Source organism: Caballeronia sp. GACF4 (assembly GCF_023631025.1).
In the GTDB taxonomy this organism is placed as follows: domain Bacteria; phylum Pseudomonadota; class Gammaproteobacteria; order Burkholderiales; family Burkholderiaceae; genus Caballeronia.
In genome coordinates, this window is the sequence record NZ_JALQDW010000025.1 from 25,353 (window position 1) to 45,509 (window position 20,157).

The window sequence follows — 20,157 nt, forward strand, 5'->3', positions numbered from 1 at the left end:
GCCGGTCTTCAAAGACCGGCGTTTTTCGATTCCTCGTCACGCACGACGGATTGTGGCGCAATAGGCAGTGGTTCACCATCGACGAAAGCGGTGCCGCATGTAAGCGCAAACTGCAGCGCCGCGTCGCGGCTGGGAAATGCGCCCAACTCGCGCAGTACCGTCTCCTCGCCGTCTTCTTCCAGAATCGATACGCGCGATACGAACAGCTTGCCGCTTCGACCTGCGGACGGCTGTAGCGCCACACCTCGATGATAGAGCGTAAGCATGGTGTCTCCTTCTTTTCCGAGCGTCCGTTCGCAGCGCGCGGCGCCTTATGCGAACGAGGCACGTTCCATGTGCAGCCATTCATATTAGCGCGTCATTAAGCGCGTGCTTTGCATAGAATCATGCTCGCTTAATGAAGGCATGCACCGATTGCCATCTCGCTTTAGCAAGCGGCGCACCTGAAAACACCGGCACCTTCTTGCTTAGGCCAGGTTTACGCCCAGCGCCTTGGCAAGCTCCTCGGCGGAGCGGACGATTTGCGCATCGTTCGAAAAAAGCGCGGCGCCAGTATCGTCGAAAGGCCAGGCCAGCACGCGCATGTTCGCCGCGATCGCCGCGCGCGCCCCAGTGGGACTGTCTTCCACGACGACCACTTCCTCCGGCTCGAGACGCATGAGCCACGCCGCGCGTTCGTACGGCTCGGCGCTCGGCTTGCCATTGCGCACGTCGTTCACACTGACGCTCACGAGTTGCGGTTCCTCGATGCCCAGTGCTCGCAAGTTCGCTTCAAGCAACATGCGCGACGAATTGGACACGATTCCTTGCGTTATGCCCGCCCGCTTCACCGCGCGATACACCTCGAGCGCGCCAGGACGCGGCACGAGCCGAGGCGCGCCTTTGAGATAATGCCGTGCGCGAAACGCGGACCAGTCCGCGAAGTCCGTCTCGATGCCAAAGCGTTCGCTACACAGCGCGTGCACTTCGCGCCCTGTCTTACCGAAGATCAGCGGATGCAATTCGTCGCCCGCTTCGATGCCGTGATGCGCAAGCACCGCAACCAGCGTGCTCAAATGAAGCGGTTCGCTTTCGGCGAGCGTGCCGTCCATGTCCCAAAGGACAGCCTTGATGGAAGTCTGATTCGTCATGTAGAGGTTGGGTTGTCTGGAAAGAGTCGGTCGAGATCGTCGTAAAACTGCTGCGAGTGCACATAAAGGCGCTCGAAAATCGGCATCATGCGGTCATAGGTATCGCTCGCACGCGGGTCGGGCTGCACTTCGCGCTCGAACTGCACGAAGGCGCGCACGGCGTCGGCGAGACGTACGAACTGGCCATGCGCGGTTGCAGCAAGAATGGCGCAGCCTATCACGCCGCATTCCACTTGCGCCGGCACGAGAATGGGCGTGCGGTACATGCTGGCCTTGATATCGAGCCAAAGCGACGCCTTCGCGCCGCCGCTTGCCGCAACGAGCCGCTCGACACCCACGCCTTCGGGCTGGATGAGCGCGATATGCCGACGCACGCCAAATGCAACGCCTTCGAGCACCGCGCGATGCAGATGGGCGAGCCCGTGACTCGCCGCAATGCCGAAGAACTGTGCACGCGAATTGGCATGCTCGCCGAGACGCTCGCCCGTGAGATACGGCAGAAAGAACAAGCCTTCCGAACCCACCGGCGCGCTTGCGGCCTTGGCAGCGACATCGTCGTAGGACAGCGCGTTTTCGTGGAACGCGCGACGCGCCCAGCGCATGGCATCGCCGCCCGAATCGAGCAACATGAAGCGTCCCCACAGCCCTTCGCAAGTCGCCAGATTCGACACTTCGGGATGCAGCATCGGTGTGTCGGCGATGATCGTGATGATCGACGATGTGCCCGTGATATCCGATGCCAGCCCCGGCTCGAACACGCCCGAGCCGAGCACGGACACCGGATAATCCGCGCCGCCAACCAGCACCGGCGTACCCGCGCGCAAACCGGTTGCGGCGGCCGCTTCGTGCGTCACGCCGCCGAGTATGTCGAGCGGCGCACGAATCGGCGCGAGCTTCGCGGCATCGAGCCCGAGCAAGGTCAGCATGTCTTGCGACCACTCGCGCGTGCGCGGGTCCATCATGAAGCTCGTCGATGCATCGCTCCAGTCGCACGCACGTTCGCCCGTGAGTTTGAAGTTCACGTAGTCCTTCGGCATGAACACCGTGCTCGCGCGTTCATAAGCCGACGGGTCGTGCTCCTTGATCCATTGCAGCTTGAAACCGGGCCACGCGGGTGTCGCGGGGTTCGCGGTCTTCGCGAGATACGAGGCGCTTGCGTGGCGCGCGCGGAACGCCGCGACCTGTGCGAAGGTGCGCTTGTCGTTCCAGAGCGGCGCGGTATCGCGTGTGAGTTGACCATCGGCGTCGATCAGCACCGTGCCGTGCATTTGGCCGCATGCGCATATCGCGACGACATGGGAAGCTGCATCCGGAACGTCGTCGAGCACTTCGCGTATCGAGCGCGCGGCGCCTTCCCACCAGTCCGCTGGGCGTTGCTCAGACCAGCCGTAACGCGGCACGATTTGCTCGTGCTCATGTGCGGCGATGCTGCGCACCACGCCACGCGCATCGACGAGTGCGGCTCGCACGCTGCCCGTCCCGACATCGATGGCAAGATAATAGGTCTGCATGTCGTTCCATCCGTTGGACAGCTTCATTGCGGTCATGCAGTCCACGCGGCCTGCCTTTCAAGTGTACCGACAGATGCCGAAGTACCCGGCCAGGCGGTACGTGCCGCGATCTGTATCCTTCGCGTGTCTGCTCCCCCCTCGCCGTAATGATACGTAAGCGACGCTTACATCTGCTCACCCCGTTTCCTTTCGGCTTTGAGTAAAGTCCGCTCATCGATTCGCAGCGCACGCATCAGGCGATGCACGCGAACCTCTCACTCGATTGGAGAATCAACATGAAGCAGAATCGAATCGTTGCCGCGCTGTTGTGCGCGACCTTGAGTCTTGCCGCCGGCGCTTCCTTTGCGCAGCAAGGCCCCGGCGGTCCGGATCAGAACCATGGCGGCGGTCCGGGACAAAATCACGGCGGCCCGCAAAATCATGGCGGTCCTGGCCAACCAGGACACGGCCCTGCTAATTACGGACATGACGCACCGCGCCCGCCCGAGCATGCGGACAACGGCCCACGCCATTCAGACTGGCAGAAAGGTCAGCATCTGTCGCAAGACTATCGTGACCATCAATACGTCGTCGATAACTACCATGAACACGGCCTGCGTCAGCCGCCGCGCGGCTATCAGTGGGTAGGCGTCGGTGGCGACTATCTGCTCGTCGCCGTTGCTTCGGGGATCATCGCGCAAGTCGTGCTTTCGCAGTAACTCGCACTACGCCGCGAGGCGTCTCGCGAAACGACACAAGCCGCATTGCCTTTCACGGGGCAATGCGGATTTCGCAATCTACGCTCGATGCTTACTCGTCGAACGTGCCGCGAAACTCCGGTGCGGCGTCCGAACGCGTATTCAACTCGAACATCACACCGCCCGGCGCGCGGCAAAAGAAGCGCGAGCCACGGCCATTGTTGAAGACCGCCGTTTCCATCTGAACGCCCTCTTGCTTGAAGCGATCATGCAGTTCCTGCAACGCATCGACAGTGGGCAGTTCGAAGCCCGCGTGGAAATTCCGGGGCCACGTGACGTCATCGCTTTCGACATGATCGATTACCACGTCGAAGCCCGGACGCTTCAAAATGTACGACTTGTCCCAGCTTCCTGAGACGGTGAAGCCCAGATAGTGTTCGAAGAATTTCGCGGTTGCAGCAGTATCGCGTGAAGGAAAGCTCAGGTGGTTGAGCTTCATGCTCTTGATGGTTTCTGTCATCGTCGTTCTCATTTGTTAATGGCGAAGGCCCATGCCGTTTCGCTCGACGACGTCAGAATAAAAGTAAAAGCTCACATTGGACAACTCGCATCGAGCGCCTCCAAGCGCGCGGCGTGAAGTCCGCATCGCGCGGTTCGTCGCGGCTTGGCACGCCCGTGCTTGCTTTGCGCTTGCTCACATTCGCATGTTCAGCTCTCGCGCGCGAGATACCCGAAAACCGCCGCGCGAACGCGCCGTTGCAGACGTTCGAGGTCGCGTTCCCCGCGTTCGCCCGCCGCGTCGGTCATGCCTCGGATAATCGCCGACAGGTCGCCTGCCGCTATTTCCGGTTGCGGATGCTTCGCAGCCGCTCTCGCTACGATTGCAGCAAACAGCCCCGCGAGGTCCACCTTGGCAAGCTCATCGCGCAAGGCCGGACGGCTCTCCTCGATATCGAGCAGACGCGCGAGCATCGGACGCTCGAGTTGCTGACGCACCGACGCGCCGATGAGATATTCGAGCGCCGCCTTGCCGCTTCGCTTATCCAGCGCGATGGCTGCGTCATCGTAGAAGCGTTGCGTCTCACGATGGATGAGCGCAACGGTCAGCGCGTCCTTGCCCGGGAAGTACTGATACAGCGAGCCGATGCTCACGCCGGCACGCGCGGCGACTGCATTTGTATTGAAGCCTTCGAAGCCTTCGCTTTCGAGCACTTGAGCCGCGGCTTCCACGATGGCGGCGACAGTCTCCGACGAGCGCGGCTGCGTCGGCGATTTACGCAGGCGCAAATGGGCACGCGGCTGACGCTTGTTTGCTCGCGACGTTTGCGGTGCGCGCTCGATCATGACTGCTTTTGCAGGGCGCGGCTTGCTCGTGTAAGCCTCGACGAGCGCGATCAGTTCCCATCGAAACACGGGTGATGCCAAGCGTTCGTTGCGCGCTGCCTCCTCAAGCGCGCCGCCCACCGCGCCCGCAAGCACTTCAGCGCCAATGGGCCTGTGCTCCGCGGAGCATCGCGTCAAGGCCGCGAAGAGCGCTTCGTACGCTCGTCTGCATTCGGCTTCGCAGCGTCCGTCTTCCAGCAGCACACGCTGCGCGGCAGGATTGCGGCGATGCACCTCGATCATCCCGTCGACGAACGCGGCGACTTGCCCACGTCCGACTTGCAGCACGGGAAGCAGATCATTGCGATGACGCTGGCGGACGGCGTCGATCAACGCGCCCTTGTCTGGAAAGTATCGATACAGCGAACCGATGCTCACGCCCGCCGCTTCTGCGACCGCATTCGTCGTCAGAAGCTGGCCGCGTTCACCGAGCAGGCGCGCGGCGGCATCCACGATGGAATCGATGGTCCTTATCGAGCGGTCTTGCCGGGGAGCGTTGCGAGCTTGCGCCATCATGCGGCCTTATCATTTTAAAATGAGTGATTCGCTCATATTCTAATCCGCGGCAAGATACCGGGTGTTCGTTACCAACGCCAAAAAGGAGCCGCAGTGAATCTTACCGATTTCGATACGCTCACCTTCGACTGCTACGGAACCTTGATCGACTGGGAAACCGGCATTTTCGAAGGCTTGCGGCCATTGCTCGAACGCGCGGTTCCGCCGCCCACGCGCGATCAGGTACTCGAAGCGCATGCGCGTCACGAGTCTTCGCAGCAGCACTACACGCCGGGCAAGCGCTATCAGGAGGTGCTGGCCATCGTTTACAAGCGGCTGGCTGAGGAATGGAAACTCTCTTACACGCAGGAAGAATGCGTCGCGTATGGTCGGTCCATCCGCAACTGGCCTGCGTTCGCGGATTCGGCCGAAGCGCTTCGTTATCTGAAGCAGCATTTCAAGCTCGTGATTCTCTCAAACGTCGATAACGAAAGCTTTGCGTTCAGCAACGCGAAGTTGCAGGTGGAATTCGACGGCATCTTCACCGCCGAGGATGTCGGCGCATACAAGCCATCACAACGTAACTTCGAGTATTTGCTGGAGAAGCTTGCAAGCCGAGGCATTCGCAAGGAGCAGATTCTTCACGTCGCGGAAAGTCTGTTTCACGATCACAAGCCCGCGAACGAAATCGGGCTGACGTCATGCTGGATTTATCGACGGCACGGGCAGCTGGGCTTCGGCGCAACGATGGACCCAGGCGCGCAACCTCGCATCGACTTTCGGTTCAAGAGCATGGCGGAGTTTGCGCAGGCGCATCGGGATGCATTGAGTGATACGGCTTGACCATGCCACTGTCTTTATTTGGAAATCATGTTGGCAAGCGGAGTCGCTAATAGGCTACTGGTGGGCCAATTCGTCGACGGTCAGAAGGAAGACGGTTAGTTGCTCTACGATCCGCGCATGGCAACCTTGCAAGCTTTCGCTTTACGCGAGGTTTAGCCCCCGCGTGCAGACTCCCTCGATACTGGTTATCATTGTTTGTCCCGAGTACGCAGGCTTTTCGTCGACGCAAAGGGCGCAGGAACTGGAGCCTACGCCATGCACGAACGAATCGAATTCCAAGCCGTGGACATATCGGCACAAGACAGCCCGAGTCTTCCCGTGTGGGAAGCACTCATGCGGCAAGCGATCAAAGCCGCAGCGGAACAACAGACCACGGCAGCACGCTCGACCTTCGAGCACGCACTTGAGATCGCGCGTCGACTCATCGAAGCACCTCCGCCCGGACGCGGCGAGGACTGTATCGCGGCGCTCGTCGTCTCGCATCACAACCTCGCCGATCACTACGCAGAACAAGGCAATCAAGACGCCGCCGCGCAGTTGCGCTGCGAGGCGCACGAAGCACTTCTGGCGCTGTCCGTAAGCGCAGAGCGGCCGGTCACGATCCGGCAAGCCGCCTTGCGTCACAGCCGCGAAACACACGTGGCGCTGATCCGCCACGTCGCCCGTCATGGGCCGCATTCCCTCATTGCCCGGACCATCGAAAACGCCAGTCTGGCGCTTTCCGCCAGCGGCCCGGCCCGGCATTGATTCCTCTCATCGTCAAAAAGGAGATTCGCAATGGCTTATTCCCTGCCTCCCCTGCCCTACGCTTACGATGCACTCGAGCCGAACATCGACGCGCGCACGATGGAAGTGCATTACACAAAGCATCATCAGACCTATGTGAATAATCTGAATGCCGCGCTGGAGAGTTCGGAGCACAAGGACTTGCCGGTCGAGCAACTGATCACGCAGATCGACAAACTGCCCGAAGCGGTCCGCACCCCGGTGCGCAATAACGGCGGCGGCCACGCGAACCATAGCCTCTTCTGGACCATCATGTCTCCGCAAGGCGGCGGCAAGCCGGAAGGCGAAGTAGCCCAAGCTATCGATACCGACCTCGGCGGCTTCGATGCCTTCAAGGAAGCTTTCACCAAGGCCGCACTCACGCGCTTTGGCAGCGGCTGGGCGTGGCTTAGCGTGACACCGCAGGGCAAGCTCGCGGTCGAAAGCACGGGCAATCAGGACAACCCGTTGATGTCGGGAATCGGCTCGGGCAATACGCCGGTTCTCGGTCTCGATGTATGGGAGCACGCCTATTATCTGAAGTATGAGAATCGCCGGCCCGAATACATCGCCGCATTCTTCAATGTGATCGACTGGAAGGAAGTCGCGCGGCGCTTTGCCGAAGCAAAGAAGTAAGTCTCGAGTATCGCGAGCGGGAGCTTTCCCGCTTTGAACGGCCAGCAGAAAGAAGCGCAGCCAGTGCACTTTGCACGGCTGCGCTTAGTTTTTTGCGGCTTCAAACTACCGTAATGGTCACATCGATATTTCCGCGCGTCGCCTTTGAATACGGACAGGTTTGATGCGCGCCCTCGACGATCGCCTGCGCCGCATCACGTTCGATGCCCGGCAAGCTCACGTTCAGGCGCGCGCGCAGCAAGTACGCATCGCCATTCATACCCAGATCGATCTCCGCATCGACGGCGGTATTGGCCGGCAATTTCACTTGCAGTTTCGCGGCGGCCTTGCCCATCGCGCCGATGAAGCATGCGGACCATCCCGCTGCGAGCAATTGCTCGGGATTGGTCCCCGCGCCAGGCGCGCCGGGCGGCGTGAGCGTGACATTCAGCCGGTCGTCGGAACTGCGCGCCGCGCCATCGCGGCCTCCGGTCACGTGTGTCTTGCCGGTGTAGAGAAGTTTGTCGAGTTGCGTCATGGTGTTCATCTCCTTCGGTAGGCGTTGATCAAGGCGTTAGTGATGCGCGAAGAGCGAACCCGTGCCGCTCGTCGGAAAAGTCGTGATCGTCGATGCGCTGCCAGATTGCGTCTGGACATCGCGCATGCCGCCATAGCCCTGCATGCCGCTATCGTTGATCGACTGCACACGCTGAGCGCGTTGCGATGCGCGCACGCCGGCCGACGTGTCACCGTGCGGCGCGAGACCGTATCCGCTGCTTGCGAAAACGGAACCCGCGGCAGTGGCGCTAGCAACGACGACTGCAGCGGTGATGAGCTTCTTGAACATGGTGAACCTCACGAAATGGATTGAGACAATGCGTGCCGATCAGCTACCGCGATACAGATTCGCGAGCGCCGCGATCTGCCCGTTCTTTTGCGCTTGCACGAGTTCGCGCTTCACTTCCGCGCGTGTCTTGCCGACCTGCGGTTGCGTCGACGTGGTGTGAACCTCCGCGTGAGCAATGCCCGTCATGGCGCTTGCAACGAGAGCGAAAGCAACGATGGAAATCTTCATGGTGCTACTCCTTAACTGGTGGGTGGGAGGCGACGCTTGAAATCCGCTGATGCCGTCGTTGAAGCATTAAAACGTTCGGACGTATCCGCTGTGTGTTGCGTGAGCAATGTTTTGTATCGAAGGCAGCGCGGATACATTGCGATACGAAGCGCCGTTCAAGACCCGCGAGTGAATCCGCATGTGTCGCGAGAAAGTCCGGATACACTGCGATACAAAACCGCTCGCGTTTTGCGCTATAACGCAGACACAGCGATCACGCGGGAGATTGAAAATGAAGCAGTTCTTCGCCGTCGCAGCGTTTTTATTCGGCGGTATCGCAACCGAACTGGCCCATCCGGTGCAGTGCCTCTCGATAACCCCGGGCCGCGTGCAGATCAAGCGCAAGAAGCCGTGAGCTATCGATGGAAACGACCGACCATGTGCTGATCGTCGATGACGATCGCGGTATCCGCGAGCTGCTCGCGACCTACCTCGAAAAGAATGGCATGCGCGTTTCGCTCGCCGCCAACGGACGCCAGATGCGCGCGGCGCTCGAACAGGGCGCGCCGGATTTGATCGTGCTCGACCTGATGCTGCCCGGCGAGGACGGCCTCGTGTTGTGCCGCGAATTGCGCGCGAGCAAGTTCCGCGCGGTGCCCGTGCTCATGCTCACCGCGCGCAACGAGGAAGCCGACCGCATTCTCGGCCTCGAAATGGGTGCGGACGACTACCTGCCCAAGCCCTTCGCCGTGCGCGAACTGCTCGCGCGCATCCGGTCCGTGCTGCGTCGCACACGCATGTTGCCGCCGGGAATGGAAGTGACCGAATCGGCGCAAATGCTGGGCTTCGGCGACTGGCGGCTCGACACCACCGCGCGCCATCTGCTCGATGCAGAAGGCACCATGGTGGCGCTGTCGGGCGCGGAATATCGCCTGCTGCGCGTGTTCCTTGACAATCCGCAACGCGTGCTTACGCGCGATCAATTGCTCAACCTGACGCAAGGCCGTCAGGCCGATGCCTTCGACCGCTCCATCGATCTGCTGGTGAGCCGTTTGCGTCAGCGTCTGCGCGACGAGGCGCGCGAGCCGCGCTACATCAAGACGTTGCGCAACGAAGGCTATGTGTTTTCCGCTGCGGTCACGCCGCTGGATGCATCGTCATGAGCGCGCTCGGTGCAACGACATTGACCGCGCATCCGCCACGGTTTTTGCCCTGGCCGCGCACGCTGTTCGCGCGGCTCGCGGTGATTCTGTTCGTGGGTATCGCGCTTGCGCAGACGCTGTCGTTCTGGATCACGATGACCGAGCGCGATCAGTCGATGACCAACGTGATGGTCGGCTACGTCGAGCGCGAGGTGACGAGTTCCGTGGCGCTGCTCGATCATCTGCCGCCCGCCGAACGTGCCGAGTGGCTGCCGCGACTGGCGCGCCGCAGCTATCAATTCATCCTCGGGCTGGGCGAAAGCGGCACGCCGCTCGATGCCGCGCTTTCCGAGCGCTTTGCGAAGTCGATAGCGGATGGCATCGGCAAGCGTTATCCGCTGACGGTCAATGCCGTTCCCGGCGATGCCGAACGCATGCAGGTTCACTTGCGTCTCACCGATGGCAGCCCGCTCACCATCGACATGCATCCGATGGTCGGCACGCCGCTGTCCGCGTGGCTGCCGCTCGTGCTTGCAGGACAACTCGTGCTGCTCGCGGCATGTTGCTGGCTCGCGGTGCGTATCGCGACGCGCCCGCTCAAGCAATTGGCCGAAGCCGCGGACACGCTCGGTCCGGACCTCAAGGCCACGCGTCTGCCCGAGCACGGTCCGGACGAAGTAACGCGCGCGGCCAAGGCATTCAACGCAATGCAAGACCGCGTCTCGATGTACATGACCCAGCGCATGCAGATACTCGCGGCCATCACGCATGACTTGCAGACGCCGATTACGCGCATGCGATTGCGCGTCGACACGATGGATGAAAATCCTGCCGGTGCCAGGTTACAGCAGGATTTGCAGGAGATGGAAACGCTCGTGAAGGAAGGCGTGACTTATGCACGGACGTTGCACGGCACGACCGAGGCGCCGCTCCGTGTCGATTCGGACGCGCTATTCGAGAGCCTTCTCAACGATTATCTCGATGCGGGCAAGGTCGTGTCGCTCAAGGGAAGTATCGGCGGCACGATGGTGACGCGGCCGCAGGCGTTGCGACGGATCGTCGGCAATCTCGTGGATAACGCGCTCAAGTTCGCCGGAGCAGCGGAGATCGAGATCGGCGGACTGCCGGACGGAGGCGCTTCGATCGTGGTGCTGGATCGCGGACCGGGTATTCCGGCTGAGTCGCTGGAAGCGGTGTTCGAGCCGTTCGTGCGGCTGGAAGGATCGCGTAACCGGCAGACCGGAGGGACCGGGCTGGGGCTCGCGATTGCGCGTCAGTTGACGCTTGCGATGGATGCGACGCTCACGCTGCATGAGCGTGAGGGGGGTGGGTTGGAGGCTAGGTTGGTGGTGAAGGCTTAGTGGGCCGCGGCTTTGCCTTCCGCGTGCCGACAAGCTGCCTCCAACATCCCCGCCGATACGCTCATCCACCAAGCATATCGGCGAAACACCTCTCCTACTCAGCCGCGACAGCCACCGGCATCAGCACCTCAGCCGCGATCCCCGCGATCAAGGCGGCAGGCAACGCCAATCCGGCATCGGTCGAAGCCACACGCGAGGCGGAAGAAGCCGCTGTAGCCTCGGGCGCAGGCAAAGCCAACTGCATCGCCCGTCGCGAACGTGCCAGCGAATTACGCACACGCCGCTCCGGACGATTCAGCATCCCGCCGCCAACCAGCGACACGAAAGTACCAATGAGCGGCAGGGCCACAAGCATCGTCGCGAACTTGAAGAGGCCGATCTTCAACGGACTGCGCGCCGCCACCGCCGACCACGCAAGCGAAAACACCAGATACGCGAGACCCGCTGGCGCACCCGCAAGTTCAGGCATGCCAAGGCGCTCGGCGAGCGGCATCGGAAAGATGAGCAGGAATAAAATGACGCTTGCAAGCGCATGCATGAGCAGCGCGCGGCGCTGTTTGAAGAGGCTCGTCACCGACCAGAACGCAAGCAGCAAGACGAATGGCGGACACGCCACGACCACTGCCGCGATGGCAAGATAAACCACCACGCCACCGGCAAGGTTGCGAAAGTAACCCTCCGACGCCGCGTAATAAACCAGATAAGCCGCCGCGAGCGAGGCCACGCACGCGAAGAAGGCCAACACGCCGCTTTTGCCATCGGGTGAGATCAAAAGTCTCAGCCACAATAGCCCCGTGAAGCCCACGAGATAAACGACGAATCGCAAACCCGAAAACCGTTGTTTCATACCACACCCCTTTCCCCGGATGGTGCGAGCGGCCTTCATGGCAGTCACACCGGCGCGCTGCTTTCGCAGCAAGCCCGTGACTGTATGAAACCTGTCCTCACCCACCTATCGCACACGTCCGAGTTCATGTGACGGATCGCGTGCTTGTTATTTGCGACGCAAGTGCACCATCGGTGCCTCGCGTTCGTCGACTGCTTAACGACCGGGAAAAGAGATTCTTTAGACCTTTTAAGTCACGCTTAGAACATGCGCTCTAAAGGCGTACAAGGCCGAGTCAGATCGACCGACGACAGCCTCGACAAGCGGCAAGTTTTATCGCGTGAGCGGCTTGGCTTGCTGCATGGATGAGCCGCGCACGAACTTGCCCGCGCCAAGATGATGGATGGTATGCAGCGACGCATTGGAGTCATCCACGTTCCAATGACCGTTAGAGAAAATGCGTTCGTCGGCCGCAGCGGACACGACTTCGGCGAAGCACGTGTCATAGGCGTCTTGCGTATGCGGCTCGCTGATGAGCCGGCATTCCAGCCATGCCGCACAGTTCGTCTCGATCAACGGAAGACCGAGCACTGGTCCTTTTATCGTCTCGATCCCGAAAGTCTTGAACTTGTCGATCTCGCGTCCGCTCGTCGAGCCGACCGCAAACGTCAAGTCGATAGCCGCCGCGCCCGGAATGACGACGCCGAAAACGCCGCTCGCCATCGCGAGTTCACGCGTGTAAGTGCTCTTGTCGATGACCACGGCGATACGCGGCGGCGTGAATTCGACCGGCATCGACCAGGCCGCGGCCATCACGTCGCGACGTTCGCCATGAACGCTCGTGACGAGCACGGTGGGTCCGTGATTGATCAACCGGCTTGCGTGTTCAAGGGCGACGGAGCGGAAGTGAGTCATCTGAGTTTCCTGCGTGTTAGGTAGGGGTGAATATCGAAGAATTGTAGGTGGCATCGCCGGACGGTTGCTTATCGTGAAATAGTCGCTTGACAGACGCTCTTACGATATATATCTTTAGATATGTTTTACGATATCTAAGGAGTGATCTCATGCGATCCAAATGTTTTCATCGCGGGCGCGACGCGGGTTCTCGCGCGGCTGGCTTCGATTTTCCCTTCGACATTCGCAACGCGCCCGAGTGGGTCGAGCGTTTCGCCTTCTCCCGCCTGGGGCTGATCGGCCGGCACGGACGCGGAGGTGGCGGCGGAGACGACCGCTTCGGCGGCGGCTTCGGCGGCGGCTTCGGTGGCCGTGGCGGACGCGGTGGCTTCGGCGGCGAAGACGGCATGCCGCGCGGCCGCAAGTTCTCCTCGGACGACCTGCAACTGCTGCTGCTCGCCATGCTGGCCGAGGCGCCGCGTCACGGTTACGAACTCATCAAGGCGCTCGAAGACCGTTCGAACGGTTTCTATGCCCCGAGCCCCGGCATGGTCTATCCGGCGCTGACCTACCTGGAAGAAATCGGCTACGCGACTGTCGAAGTGGAAGGCAACCGCAAGCGCTACGCGCTGTCCGACGCGGGCCGCGACTATCTGGAAGCGAACCGCGAACGCATCGACCTGATGCTCGCGAAGCTCACGCACTTTGCCCGCAAGATGGACCTCGTGCGCCGCGCCTATGCCGGCGAGGAAAGCGACGATGCCGCCGCCGACAACGGCTGGACGCCCGAGCTGATCGCCGCGCGCCGAGCGCTGAAACGTGCGCTGGTCTTGCGCACCGATGTATCGCCGGACGAGCAACGCCGTATCGCCGAAATTCTGGCGCGCGCGACCGCCGAGATCGAACAGAATCCCGCGCCCAAGCAGGCGTAAAGGAGCGACACACGATGACAGAATCCGCACTGCAACACCGTCCCGAACTGGAAGTCACGCGCGTGCGGCATGCGCTCAAGTTTCGCTTGCTGCAAGTCACGCAGGTTGCCACGCTCAACCCGCATTTGGTGCGCGTGACGCTTCGAGGCGACGATCTCGCCGACTTCGAAAGCGCCTCGTTCGACGACCACGTCAAGGTGTTTTTCCCGCTGCCGGGCGAGGACAAGCCCGTAGTGCCGCAAGCAGGCCCGAATGGTCCAGTGTTCGATCCAGACAAGCCGCGCCCCGTCGCGCGGGATTTCACGCCGCGCCGCTTCGATCGCGCCGCGCGCGAGCTCGACCTCGAGTTCGCCATGCACGAAGCCGGGCCGGCCACCGCATGGGCGGCACAAGCCAAGCCAGGGCAGTACCTCGGCATCGGCGGGCCGCGTGGCTCGTTCGTCATTCCCGCGCAATTCGACTGGCATCTCTTGATCGGCGATGAAACCGCCCTGCCCGCCATCGCGCGGCGGCTCGAAGAATTGCCTGCCGGTACACGCGCGGCCACGCTGATTCAGGCGGCGGACCTATCGGCGCATATCGAACTCGACACGCGTGCCGATCTCTTCGCGCAGTGGATTTATCGCAGCGACAGCGACGATGCACATGCCGCGCTCTTGCACGCCTTGCGCTACACGTATCTGCCCGAAGGCGACGGATACGTCTGGGCCGCCGGCGAAGCCACGCTCATGCGCGCAGTGCGCCAGTTGCTGTGCAACGAACGCGGTCTCGACAAGCGGCGCATTCGGGCTTCGGCGTACTGGAAGCATGGCGAGCAAGGCGTGCACGGGACCATCGACGAGTAACGCTAGAAGCCTGGGCACGCCGCGTGCAACATGCTCCATCGAACCCAACGCGTGGAGCGCACATGAGCGAGCAAAACGAACGGCAGACGCCGCCGAAGCAGACGAGCGAAGATCCGAACGTGGCTGACCGGCGTCTTTCCGATGAGCAGAAAAGTGAACTGAAGAACGAGCCAGAACCCGCCAAGGGCAGCGAAGGAGGCAAGCTGCCCGATCCGAAAGACGTAGGCGAAGCAGGCTAGTTCTCTTAACGAAGTGCAGAGTACATAGCGCCGCGAACGGGCGTTCGCAGCGCACTTTGTACCGAATCACACGGTTTACCAAGTGTTGAACTTGCTCGGAAGCGCCGATGTTGCCGCGCTTTGATGTATGGTATCCCTAAGCTATTGGTACGACCCCTAGCTCACAACCATATATCGCACCAGGCAACGCGTCTTGCCGGTGATTCGAAGCAAAGACGCCCATGCACGATCCTGCTCATTTCCTGCCGTCCTTCGTCTGGCGTGCGGCGCGAGACGGCACTATCCGCTACGCCAATCCGTGGGCTTGCCGGTATCTCGGCATTGCCATGCCGGAACTCGAAGGCCGTCACTGGGACGCCTTCGTTCATCCCGACGACATCCCGCCCGTGCTCGATGCGCTCCGTCAAATGCGCGACGGCACGCTGCTGCGCAATGTCGATGTGCGTCTCTTGCGCGCGGACGGCGCTTACCGTTGGCATACGCTTCACTTACAGGCGCGTCGCGACGACGAAGGCGAGTTCGGCGATACGGTCGGCGTGGCCATCGACATCCACGAATCGCGGCATGCATGGGCCTTGTACGAAGCAAGCGAACGGCGTTTGCAGGCTGCGTTCGCGGGCGCGCGCATGGGCGCGTGGGAATGGGACATGAAAACGCGCGTGGTGCGCATGACCGCGCAACTCGCTGCGCTCTATTCGTTTCCGCCGGGCACCGAGGCCGTCATGCTCTCGGAAGTGTGGGATCGCGTTGCGCCGGAATATCGTGAGCCGTTCCAGCGCATGCTCACCGAAGCACTGCGCGACGGCGGTCCGTTCGAGTTCGATTTCATGCTCGATGGCGATCAGTCCGAGCATCGCTGGCTGCGCATGCGCGGGCATCCCGAGTTCGACCGGCATGGCGTGCTGACGCGCGTCTACGGCGTGAGCTTCGATATAAGCGAACAGCGCGCGGACGAAGAGCGTCTGAGCCGTTCCGAGCGACGATATCGGGCGCTCGTCGAATCGACGGATGCGCTCGTCTGGTCCGCCGATGCCAACGGCGCTATTCGCCCCTCCGGCGGCGACTGGGAGAAGTTCACGGGCGCGCCGCCCGATCGTCTGATGGGCTTCGGCTGGCTCGACTTCGTGCATCCCGACGACCGCGAGCGCACGCGCAGCACGTGGCTCGACGCCGTGCGACAAGGCAACGCGCTCACGCTCACGTTCCGCATGTTCAGACGCGATGGCACCTACCGCATCGTGCAGGCGCATGCCGCGCCGCTCTACGATCATCAGGGCGCCCTGCAGGAATGGTTCGGCACGACCACCGACGTCACGCCACAATACGAGGCGCAGGCCGCCATCGAAGCGCGCAGCCTGCGTCTTACGGTGGCGATGCAGGCGGCCAAGATTCATATCGTATCGCTCGAACTCGAAACCTGGACGCTCCTTTTCGAAACCGGCGGCGAATGGCAGGTGAACGACACGATCACGTATGACGCGGCGCTCGCCCGCGTGCATCCCGACGATGCCGCGACGCTCGACCATTACGTGCGGCGCGTGGCATCCGGCGAAGATCCGGGCAGCCAGTTCGAGTTTCGTGTGCAGACGATGCACGGGGAACAGTGGATGCAGGGCAGCGCCCTGCTTCAGCGCAGCAAGGACGGCGTGCCGTTGCGCATCATCGGCAGCGTGATCGACATCACCGAACGCAAGCACATGGAACTCATGTTGCGCGAGGCCGGCCGTCGCAAGGACGAGTTTCTCGCAATGCTCGCGCATGAATTGCGCAATCCGCTCGCGCCGCTGCGCACGGCGATTGCCCTCGTGCAAAAGGATCACGACGTAGAGGCGCAAACGCGCGAGATGATCGACCTCATGCGCAGACAAGTGGAACACATGACGCGTATCGTCGATGACCTGCTCGAAGTGTCGCGTATCACACAAGGGCGCATTGCGCTGCAAGTGGAACCGATACTCGTGGGCACGGCGGTGTATCACGCGGTCGAGGCGATTGCCGGCATGGTCGAGGCGCGCTCGCAGCACATTGCCGTCGATGTCCCCGATGCCACCACATGGGTCTGCGGCGATGTCACGCGGCTCTCGCAAATCCTCGTCAACGTGCTCAATAACGCGAGCAAGTACACGCCCGAGCAGGGACGCATTTCGGTGAGTGTTCAGGCGGATGCGCAGTGGGTTTCGATCGTCATCGCGGATAGCGGCACGGGCATTTCGGCGGACCTTCTGCCCAAGGTTTTCGAGCTGTTCTCGCAAGGCGAGCGCACGCTGGACCGCTCGAATGGCGGGCTTGGCATCGGCCTTTCGCTCGTGAAGAAGCTCGTGGAGATGCACAAGGGAACCATCACCGTGCAAAGTCCGGGACCGGGACTCGGCACGACGGTTACGGTACGGCTGCCACGGCTTCATCATCATGAGCGGCATTCCGCGCGCGCGTTGTCGGATACCGAAGCGCCGAAAGCGAATGCTTCGTTGCGCATACTCGTGGTCGATGACAATCGCGATGCCGCCGATTCGCTCGCCATGCTGTGCGAATCCGAAGGACACAAGGCACGCGTGGCGTATTCGTCGGCCGAGGCGCTCGATGCCGCGCCGCCGTTTCATCCGGATGTCGCGCTGCTCGACATCGGCTTGCCGGATATCGACGGATACGAACTGGCGCGGCGCTTGCGGCGCAAGGGCGAACGTGCGCCCATGCTGATCGCGATTACCGGCTACGGGCAAGCGGAGGATCGCTTGCGCGCGCAGTCGGCGGGTTTCGACTATCACTTCGTGAAGCCCGTCAACGTGGATAGTTTATTGAAGCTGCTTTCGTCGCTGACCGTCGCGCGATGAAGCCATGACCGGAGAAACGATGACCACGCGTCCCATCAGCCGCTACTCCGTTCCCGATCCGCAAGCGTGGCCGGACGATATCCGTGCGCGCATTCTCGAAGTGCAGGAGAAGGCCGGCTTCGTGCCGAATGTGTTCCTGACGCTTGCGCACAGGCCCGACGAGTTTCGTGCGTTCTTCGCGTATCACGATGCGCTGATGCTGAAGGACGGCGGGCTGACCAAGGGCGAGCGCGAGATGATCGTGGTGGCGACGAGCGCGGTGAACGATTGCCTTTACTGCGTGGTCGCGCATGGCGCGATTCTGCGCATCTACGAGAAGAATGCGCTGGTGGCGGATCAGGTCGCGGTGAATCATCGCAAGGCGGACATCACGCCGCGTCAAAAGGCCATGCTCGATTTCGCGTTGAAGGTCTGCCAGGCTTCAGGCACGGTGGACGATAGAGACTTTGCCACGCTGCGCGAACACGGTTTCAGCGATGAAGACGCGTGGGATATCGCGGCGATCACGGCGTTTTTCGGGTTGTCGAACCGCATGGCGAACGTGATCGCCATGCGGCCGAACGAGGAGTTTTATCTGATGGGACGGGTGGGTAGGGAGCGCGGTTAGCGGCCTGTCGAGAGAAGGAAGCATTCGTTTCACAAGTCTTCCCGCGGCGCTGAAATGGCTGTGCTTTGCGAGTCCATTGCACTGCGTATGCCCCACGAATCGAGCTAAACTTCACCGCCCCGCTCCTCGACAACTCCACGCTCGCATCCATGCGCCTTCCTCCCCTGAAGTCGATCATCGCGTTCGAAAGCGTCGCCCGCACCAAGAGCGTCAACCGCGCCGCCGATGAACTCGGCCTCACGCCCTCCGCGGTCAGTCATCAGCTCGCGAATTTAGAGAGCATCGTGGGCCGCGCGCTTTTCACGCGGCTCGGACGCGGCCTCGTTCTCACGCCCACCGGCACGCAATATCTTGCCGATGTCACCGGCGCGCTCGCCGAACTCAACCGCGCAACCGAGCGGGCATCGAGCGAAACATCGGTCGAGATACTACGCATTCATTCGAGTCCGAGCTTCGGCCTCATGTGGCTCTTGCCGCGCCTCGCCGCGTTCCAGGAGGCGAATGGCGATATCCAGATGAACCTCGCGTGCTCCTATGAAAACGTGTCCTTTACCTCGGGTTTTTACGATGTCGATGTCCGTCACGGCTACGGGCACTGGACCGATATCGAAGTCAGAACCCTGCGTCACGAAACCATTGCGCCGCTTGCATCTCCCGCGTATCTGGAACGCTATCCGGTCGCATCGCCCGACGATCTGATCGAACACAGGCTGATCTTCTCCGAGTCGCCGCTCGTGCAATGGCAGCAGTGGTTCGGCAAGTTCGGCGTGGCAACGCGGCGCAAGGCATTCGACTTCTCTTTCGATCGCTCCTACATGTCGCTCGAAGCCGCCGCGCTCGGTCATGGCATCGCGCTCGAAAGCACCATGCTCGCCTCCGTGCATCTCGAACGCGGTTCACTCGTGCCGGTATTCGGGCGCGAGTATGCCGTCGAAGTCGGCGCGCATCATCTGGTATACCCCAGTCAGAACGCGGACCTGCCGCGCGTCGCGAAGTTTCTCGCGTGGATGGACCAGGAGATTGAACGAGGCCGTGAGAGACGGTGACAGCCCTCAAGGCCCGTAGTGAAAGGCGCCGCGAACACCTGAAAATTTCTCAGCAATAGCTGAGACAAACTCCGTTGATCGTCATGTGGAACGCGAAGACACTGCATCCACACCAGACAACCAACGGAGACAGACATGCTGCTCGACAACCAGGTAGTGATCGTCACGGGCGCGGCTTCGGCGCGCGGGATCGGCAAGGCAACGGCCAGGGCGCTCGCGGCGGAAGGCGCGCGCATCGTCATTCTCGATCTGCGTCAGGCCGATGCCGAAAGCGCCGCGAGCGATCTCGGCGACGGCCATCTCGGTCTTGCCTGCGACGTCACCGACAAAGCCGCCTGCGTCGATGCCGCCAACGCGACCATCGAGAAATACGGGCGTATCGATGCGCTCATCAACAACGCGGGCATCACGCAACCGATCAAGACGCTGGAAATCAGCGCGGACAATTTCGATGCGGTCATCGGCGTGAATCTGCGCGGCACGCTCCATATGTCGCAAGCCGTGATTCCGCAGATGAAGAAGCAGCAGCAAGGCTCGATCGTCTGCATGTCGTCGGTCTCCGCGCAACGCGGCGGCGGCATCTTCGGCGGCCCGCATTACAGCGCGGCCAAAGCGGGCGTGCTCGGTCTTGCCCGCGCGATGGCGCGCGAACTCGGCCCCGACCACATCCGCGTGAACTCCATCACGCCGGGCCTGATCCAGACCGACATCACGGGCGACAAGCTCACACCTGAAATGCGCACGGACATCATCAAGGGCATTCCGCTCGGACGTCTGGGCGACGCCGCCGATATCGCCAACGCCTGCCTCTTTCTCACGAGCGGCCTCTCTTCCTACCTCACCGGAGTCACACTCGACGTGAACGGCGGCATGCTGATTCACTAAGCATTCGACCTCAGATACGCACCCGGACCAACCGGGGCACGTGACCGGATCAACGCGCAGGCGCTTTTCCGGTCCA

24 protein-coding genes and 1 pseudogene are annotated in these 20,157 nt (G+C 61.7%); 14 read left to right on the forward strand and 11 right to left on the reverse strand.

The window, feature by feature from the left end; genetic code table 11:
- Positions 1 to 8: 8 nt before the first annotated feature.
- From NCR40_RS22425 to NCR40_RS22435, 3 genes are all read right to left on the reverse strand, one after another.
- The gene (locus NCR40_RS22425) at positions 9 to 266 is read right to left on the reverse strand and encodes a hypothetical protein (protein WP_250468386.1); all 258 of its coding nucleotides are present in this window, start codon (positions 264 to 266) and stop codon (positions 9 to 11) included.
- Positions 267 to 467: 201 nt separating this feature from the next.
- Positions 468 to 1,130, reverse strand: coding sequence for an HAD family hydrolase (locus NCR40_RS22430; RefSeq protein ID WP_250510685.1), 663 nt, complete (start codon positions 1,128 to 1,130; stop codon positions 468 to 470).
- On the reverse strand, positions 1,127 to 2,641 hold the full coding sequence (locus tag NCR40_RS22435; RefSeq protein ID WP_250510686.1) for a xylulokinase: 1,515 nt from the start codon (positions 2,639 to 2,641) through the stop codon (positions 1,127 to 1,129). Before NCR40_RS22435 ends, NCR40_RS22430 begins: the two co-directional genes overlap by 4 nt.
- A gap of 275 nt (positions 2,642 to 2,916) precedes the next feature.
- Here NCR40_RS22435 and NCR40_RS22440 point away from each other — a divergent pair, with 275 nt between their 5' ends.
- The gene (locus tag NCR40_RS22440) at positions 2,917 to 3,339 is read left to right on the forward strand and encodes an RcnB family protein (protein ID WP_244830188.1); all 423 of its coding nucleotides are present in this window, start codon (positions 2,917 to 2,919) and stop codon (positions 3,337 to 3,339) included.
- A 91-nt stretch (positions 3,340 to 3,430) separates the two neighbouring features.
- Here the strand turns inward: NCR40_RS22440 and NCR40_RS22445 are convergent, their stop codons facing one another.
- The 3 genes and pseudogenes from NCR40_RS22445 to NCR40_RS22455 form a co-directional block, all read right to left on the reverse strand.
- Positions 3,431 to 3,838: a VOC family protein gene (locus tag NCR40_RS22445; RefSeq protein ID WP_250494094.1), complete on the reverse strand. Its 408-nt coding sequence runs from the start codon at positions 3,836 to 3,838 to the stop codon at positions 3,431 to 3,433.
- A 188-nt stretch (positions 3,839 to 4,026) separates the two neighbouring features.
- Complete coding sequence (locus NCR40_RS22450; protein ID WP_250510850.1) at positions 4,027 to 4,662, reverse strand: TetR/AcrR family transcriptional regulator; 636 nt, start codon at positions 4,660 to 4,662, stop codon at positions 4,027 to 4,029.
- A 369-nt stretch (positions 4,663 to 5,031) separates the two neighbouring features.
- Positions 5,032 to 5,217 (reverse strand): annotated as a pseudogene (locus NCR40_RS22455) (helix-turn-helix domain-containing protein); the annotation flags it as partial.
- Between the two features lie 93 nt (positions 5,218 to 5,310).
- Between NCR40_RS22455 and NCR40_RS22460 the strand changes: the two are divergent.
- From NCR40_RS22460 to NCR40_RS22470, 3 genes are all read left to right on the forward strand, one after another.
- Positions 5,311 to 6,039: a haloacid dehalogenase type II gene (locus tag NCR40_RS22460; RefSeq protein WP_250510687.1), complete on the forward strand. Its 729-nt coding sequence runs from the start codon at positions 5,311 to 5,313 to the stop codon at positions 6,037 to 6,039.
- A gap of 255 nt (positions 6,040 to 6,294) precedes the next feature.
- On the forward strand, positions 6,295 to 6,786 hold the full coding sequence (locus tag NCR40_RS22465) for a DUF2753 family protein (RefSeq protein ID WP_250510688.1): 492 nt from the start codon (positions 6,295 to 6,297) through the stop codon (positions 6,784 to 6,786).
- Between the two features lie 30 nt (positions 6,787 to 6,816).
- Positions 6,817 to 7,440: a superoxide dismutase gene (locus tag NCR40_RS22470; protein WP_250468391.1), complete on the forward strand. Its 624-nt coding sequence runs from the start codon at positions 6,817 to 6,819 to the stop codon at positions 7,438 to 7,440.
- Positions 7,441 to 7,540: 100 nt separating this feature from the next.
- Here NCR40_RS22470 and NCR40_RS22475 read toward each other — a convergent pair whose 3' ends face one another.
- From NCR40_RS22475 to NCR40_RS22485, 3 genes are read right to left on the reverse strand one after another with little or no spacing between them, the layout of a single operon-like run.
- Complete coding sequence (locus tag NCR40_RS22475) at positions 7,541 to 7,957, reverse strand: organic hydroperoxide resistance protein (protein WP_250510689.1); 417 nt, start codon at positions 7,955 to 7,957, stop codon at positions 7,541 to 7,543.
- Positions 7,958 to 7,993: 36 nt separating this feature from the next.
- Complete coding sequence (locus NCR40_RS22480; RefSeq protein WP_250468393.1) at positions 7,994 to 8,266, reverse strand: hypothetical protein; 273 nt, start codon at positions 8,264 to 8,266, stop codon at positions 7,994 to 7,996.
- Between the two features lie 39 nt (positions 8,267 to 8,305).
- Positions 8,306 to 8,494 carry a DUF4148 domain-containing protein gene (locus NCR40_RS22485; RefSeq protein WP_250510690.1) on the reverse strand — a complete coding sequence of 63 codons (189 nt, stop codon included), beginning with the start codon at positions 8,492 to 8,494 and terminating at the stop codon, positions 8,306 to 8,308.
- A gap of 271 nt (positions 8,495 to 8,765) precedes the next feature.
- On the opposite strand from NCR40_RS22485, the gene NCR40_RS31345 reads away from it, so the two are divergent.
- Genes NCR40_RS31345 through NCR40_RS22495 form a run of 3 tightly spaced genes read left to right on the forward strand, consistent with a single transcriptional unit; the run spans position 8,766 to position 10,976 of the window.
- Positions 8,766 to 8,888, forward strand: a complete 123-nt coding sequence (locus NCR40_RS31345) for a hypothetical protein (protein ID WP_284507835.1) — start codon at positions 8,766 to 8,768, stop codon at positions 8,886 to 8,888.
- 7 nt (positions 8,889 to 8,895) lie between these two features.
- Positions 8,896 to 9,636, forward strand: coding sequence for a response regulator (locus tag NCR40_RS22490; protein ID WP_250510691.1), 741 nt, complete (start codon positions 8,896 to 8,898; stop codon positions 9,634 to 9,636).
- Entirely contained in the window at positions 9,633 to 10,976 is a 1,344-nt protein-coding gene (locus tag NCR40_RS22495) for a sensor histidine kinase (RefSeq protein WP_250510692.1), read from the forward strand. Before NCR40_RS22490 ends, NCR40_RS22495 begins: the two co-directional genes overlap by 4 nt.
- 94 nt (positions 10,977 to 11,070) lie before the next feature.
- Here NCR40_RS22495 and NCR40_RS22500 read toward each other — a convergent pair whose 3' ends face one another.
- On the reverse strand, positions 11,071 to 11,823 hold the full coding sequence (locus NCR40_RS22500; protein ID WP_250510693.1) for a hypothetical protein: 753 nt from the start codon (positions 11,821 to 11,823) through the stop codon (positions 11,071 to 11,073).
- 312 nt (positions 11,824 to 12,135) lie between these two features.
- Positions 12,136 to 12,717, reverse strand: a complete 582-nt coding sequence (locus tag NCR40_RS22505; protein WP_250468397.1) for a flavin reductase family protein — start codon at positions 12,715 to 12,717, stop codon at positions 12,136 to 12,138.
- Between the two features lie 149 nt (positions 12,718 to 12,866).
- Between NCR40_RS22505 and NCR40_RS22510 the strand changes: the two genes are divergently transcribed.
- The 7 genes from NCR40_RS22510 to NCR40_RS22540 all read left to right on the forward strand — a co-directional run bounded on the left by NCR40_RS22510 (position 12,867) and on the right by NCR40_RS22540 (position 20,081).
- Positions 12,867 to 13,628 carry a PadR family transcriptional regulator gene (locus tag NCR40_RS22510; protein ID WP_250510694.1) on the forward strand — a complete coding sequence of 254 codons (762 nt, stop codon included), beginning with the start codon at positions 12,867 to 12,869 and terminating at the stop codon, positions 13,626 to 13,628.
- Positions 13,629 to 13,642: 14 nt separating this feature from the next.
- Positions 13,643 to 14,473, forward strand: coding sequence for a siderophore-interacting protein (locus NCR40_RS22515; protein WP_250468399.1), 831 nt, complete (start codon positions 13,643 to 13,645; stop codon positions 14,471 to 14,473).
- Between the two features lie 62 nt (positions 14,474 to 14,535).
- Entirely contained in the window at positions 14,536 to 14,712 is a 177-nt protein-coding gene (locus tag NCR40_RS22520) for a hypothetical protein (RefSeq protein WP_244830173.1), read from the forward strand.
- Between the two features lie 221 nt (positions 14,713 to 14,933).
- Complete coding sequence (locus NCR40_RS22525) at positions 14,934 to 17,543, forward strand: PAS domain-containing hybrid sensor histidine kinase/response regulator (protein WP_250468400.1); 2,610 nt, start codon at positions 14,934 to 14,936, stop codon at positions 17,541 to 17,543.
- A gap of 19 nt (positions 17,544 to 17,562) precedes the next feature.
- On the forward strand, positions 17,563 to 18,150 hold the full coding sequence (locus NCR40_RS22530; protein WP_250510695.1) for a peroxidase-related enzyme: 588 nt from the start codon (positions 17,563 to 17,565) through the stop codon (positions 18,148 to 18,150).
- A 149-nt stretch (positions 18,151 to 18,299) separates the two neighbouring features.
- Positions 18,300 to 19,196, forward strand: a complete 897-nt coding sequence (locus tag NCR40_RS22535; RefSeq protein WP_244830168.1) for a LysR substrate-binding domain-containing protein — start codon at positions 18,300 to 18,302, stop codon at positions 19,194 to 19,196.
- 135 nt (positions 19,197 to 19,331) lie between these two features.
- Positions 19,332 to 20,081 (forward strand): SDR family NAD(P)-dependent oxidoreductase, encoded by a 750-nt coding sequence (locus tag NCR40_RS22540; RefSeq protein ID WP_250510696.1) that lies wholly within the window; start codon positions 19,332 to 19,334, stop codon positions 20,079 to 20,081.
- The last annotated feature ends 76 nt before the right edge of the window (positions 20,082 to 20,157 follow it).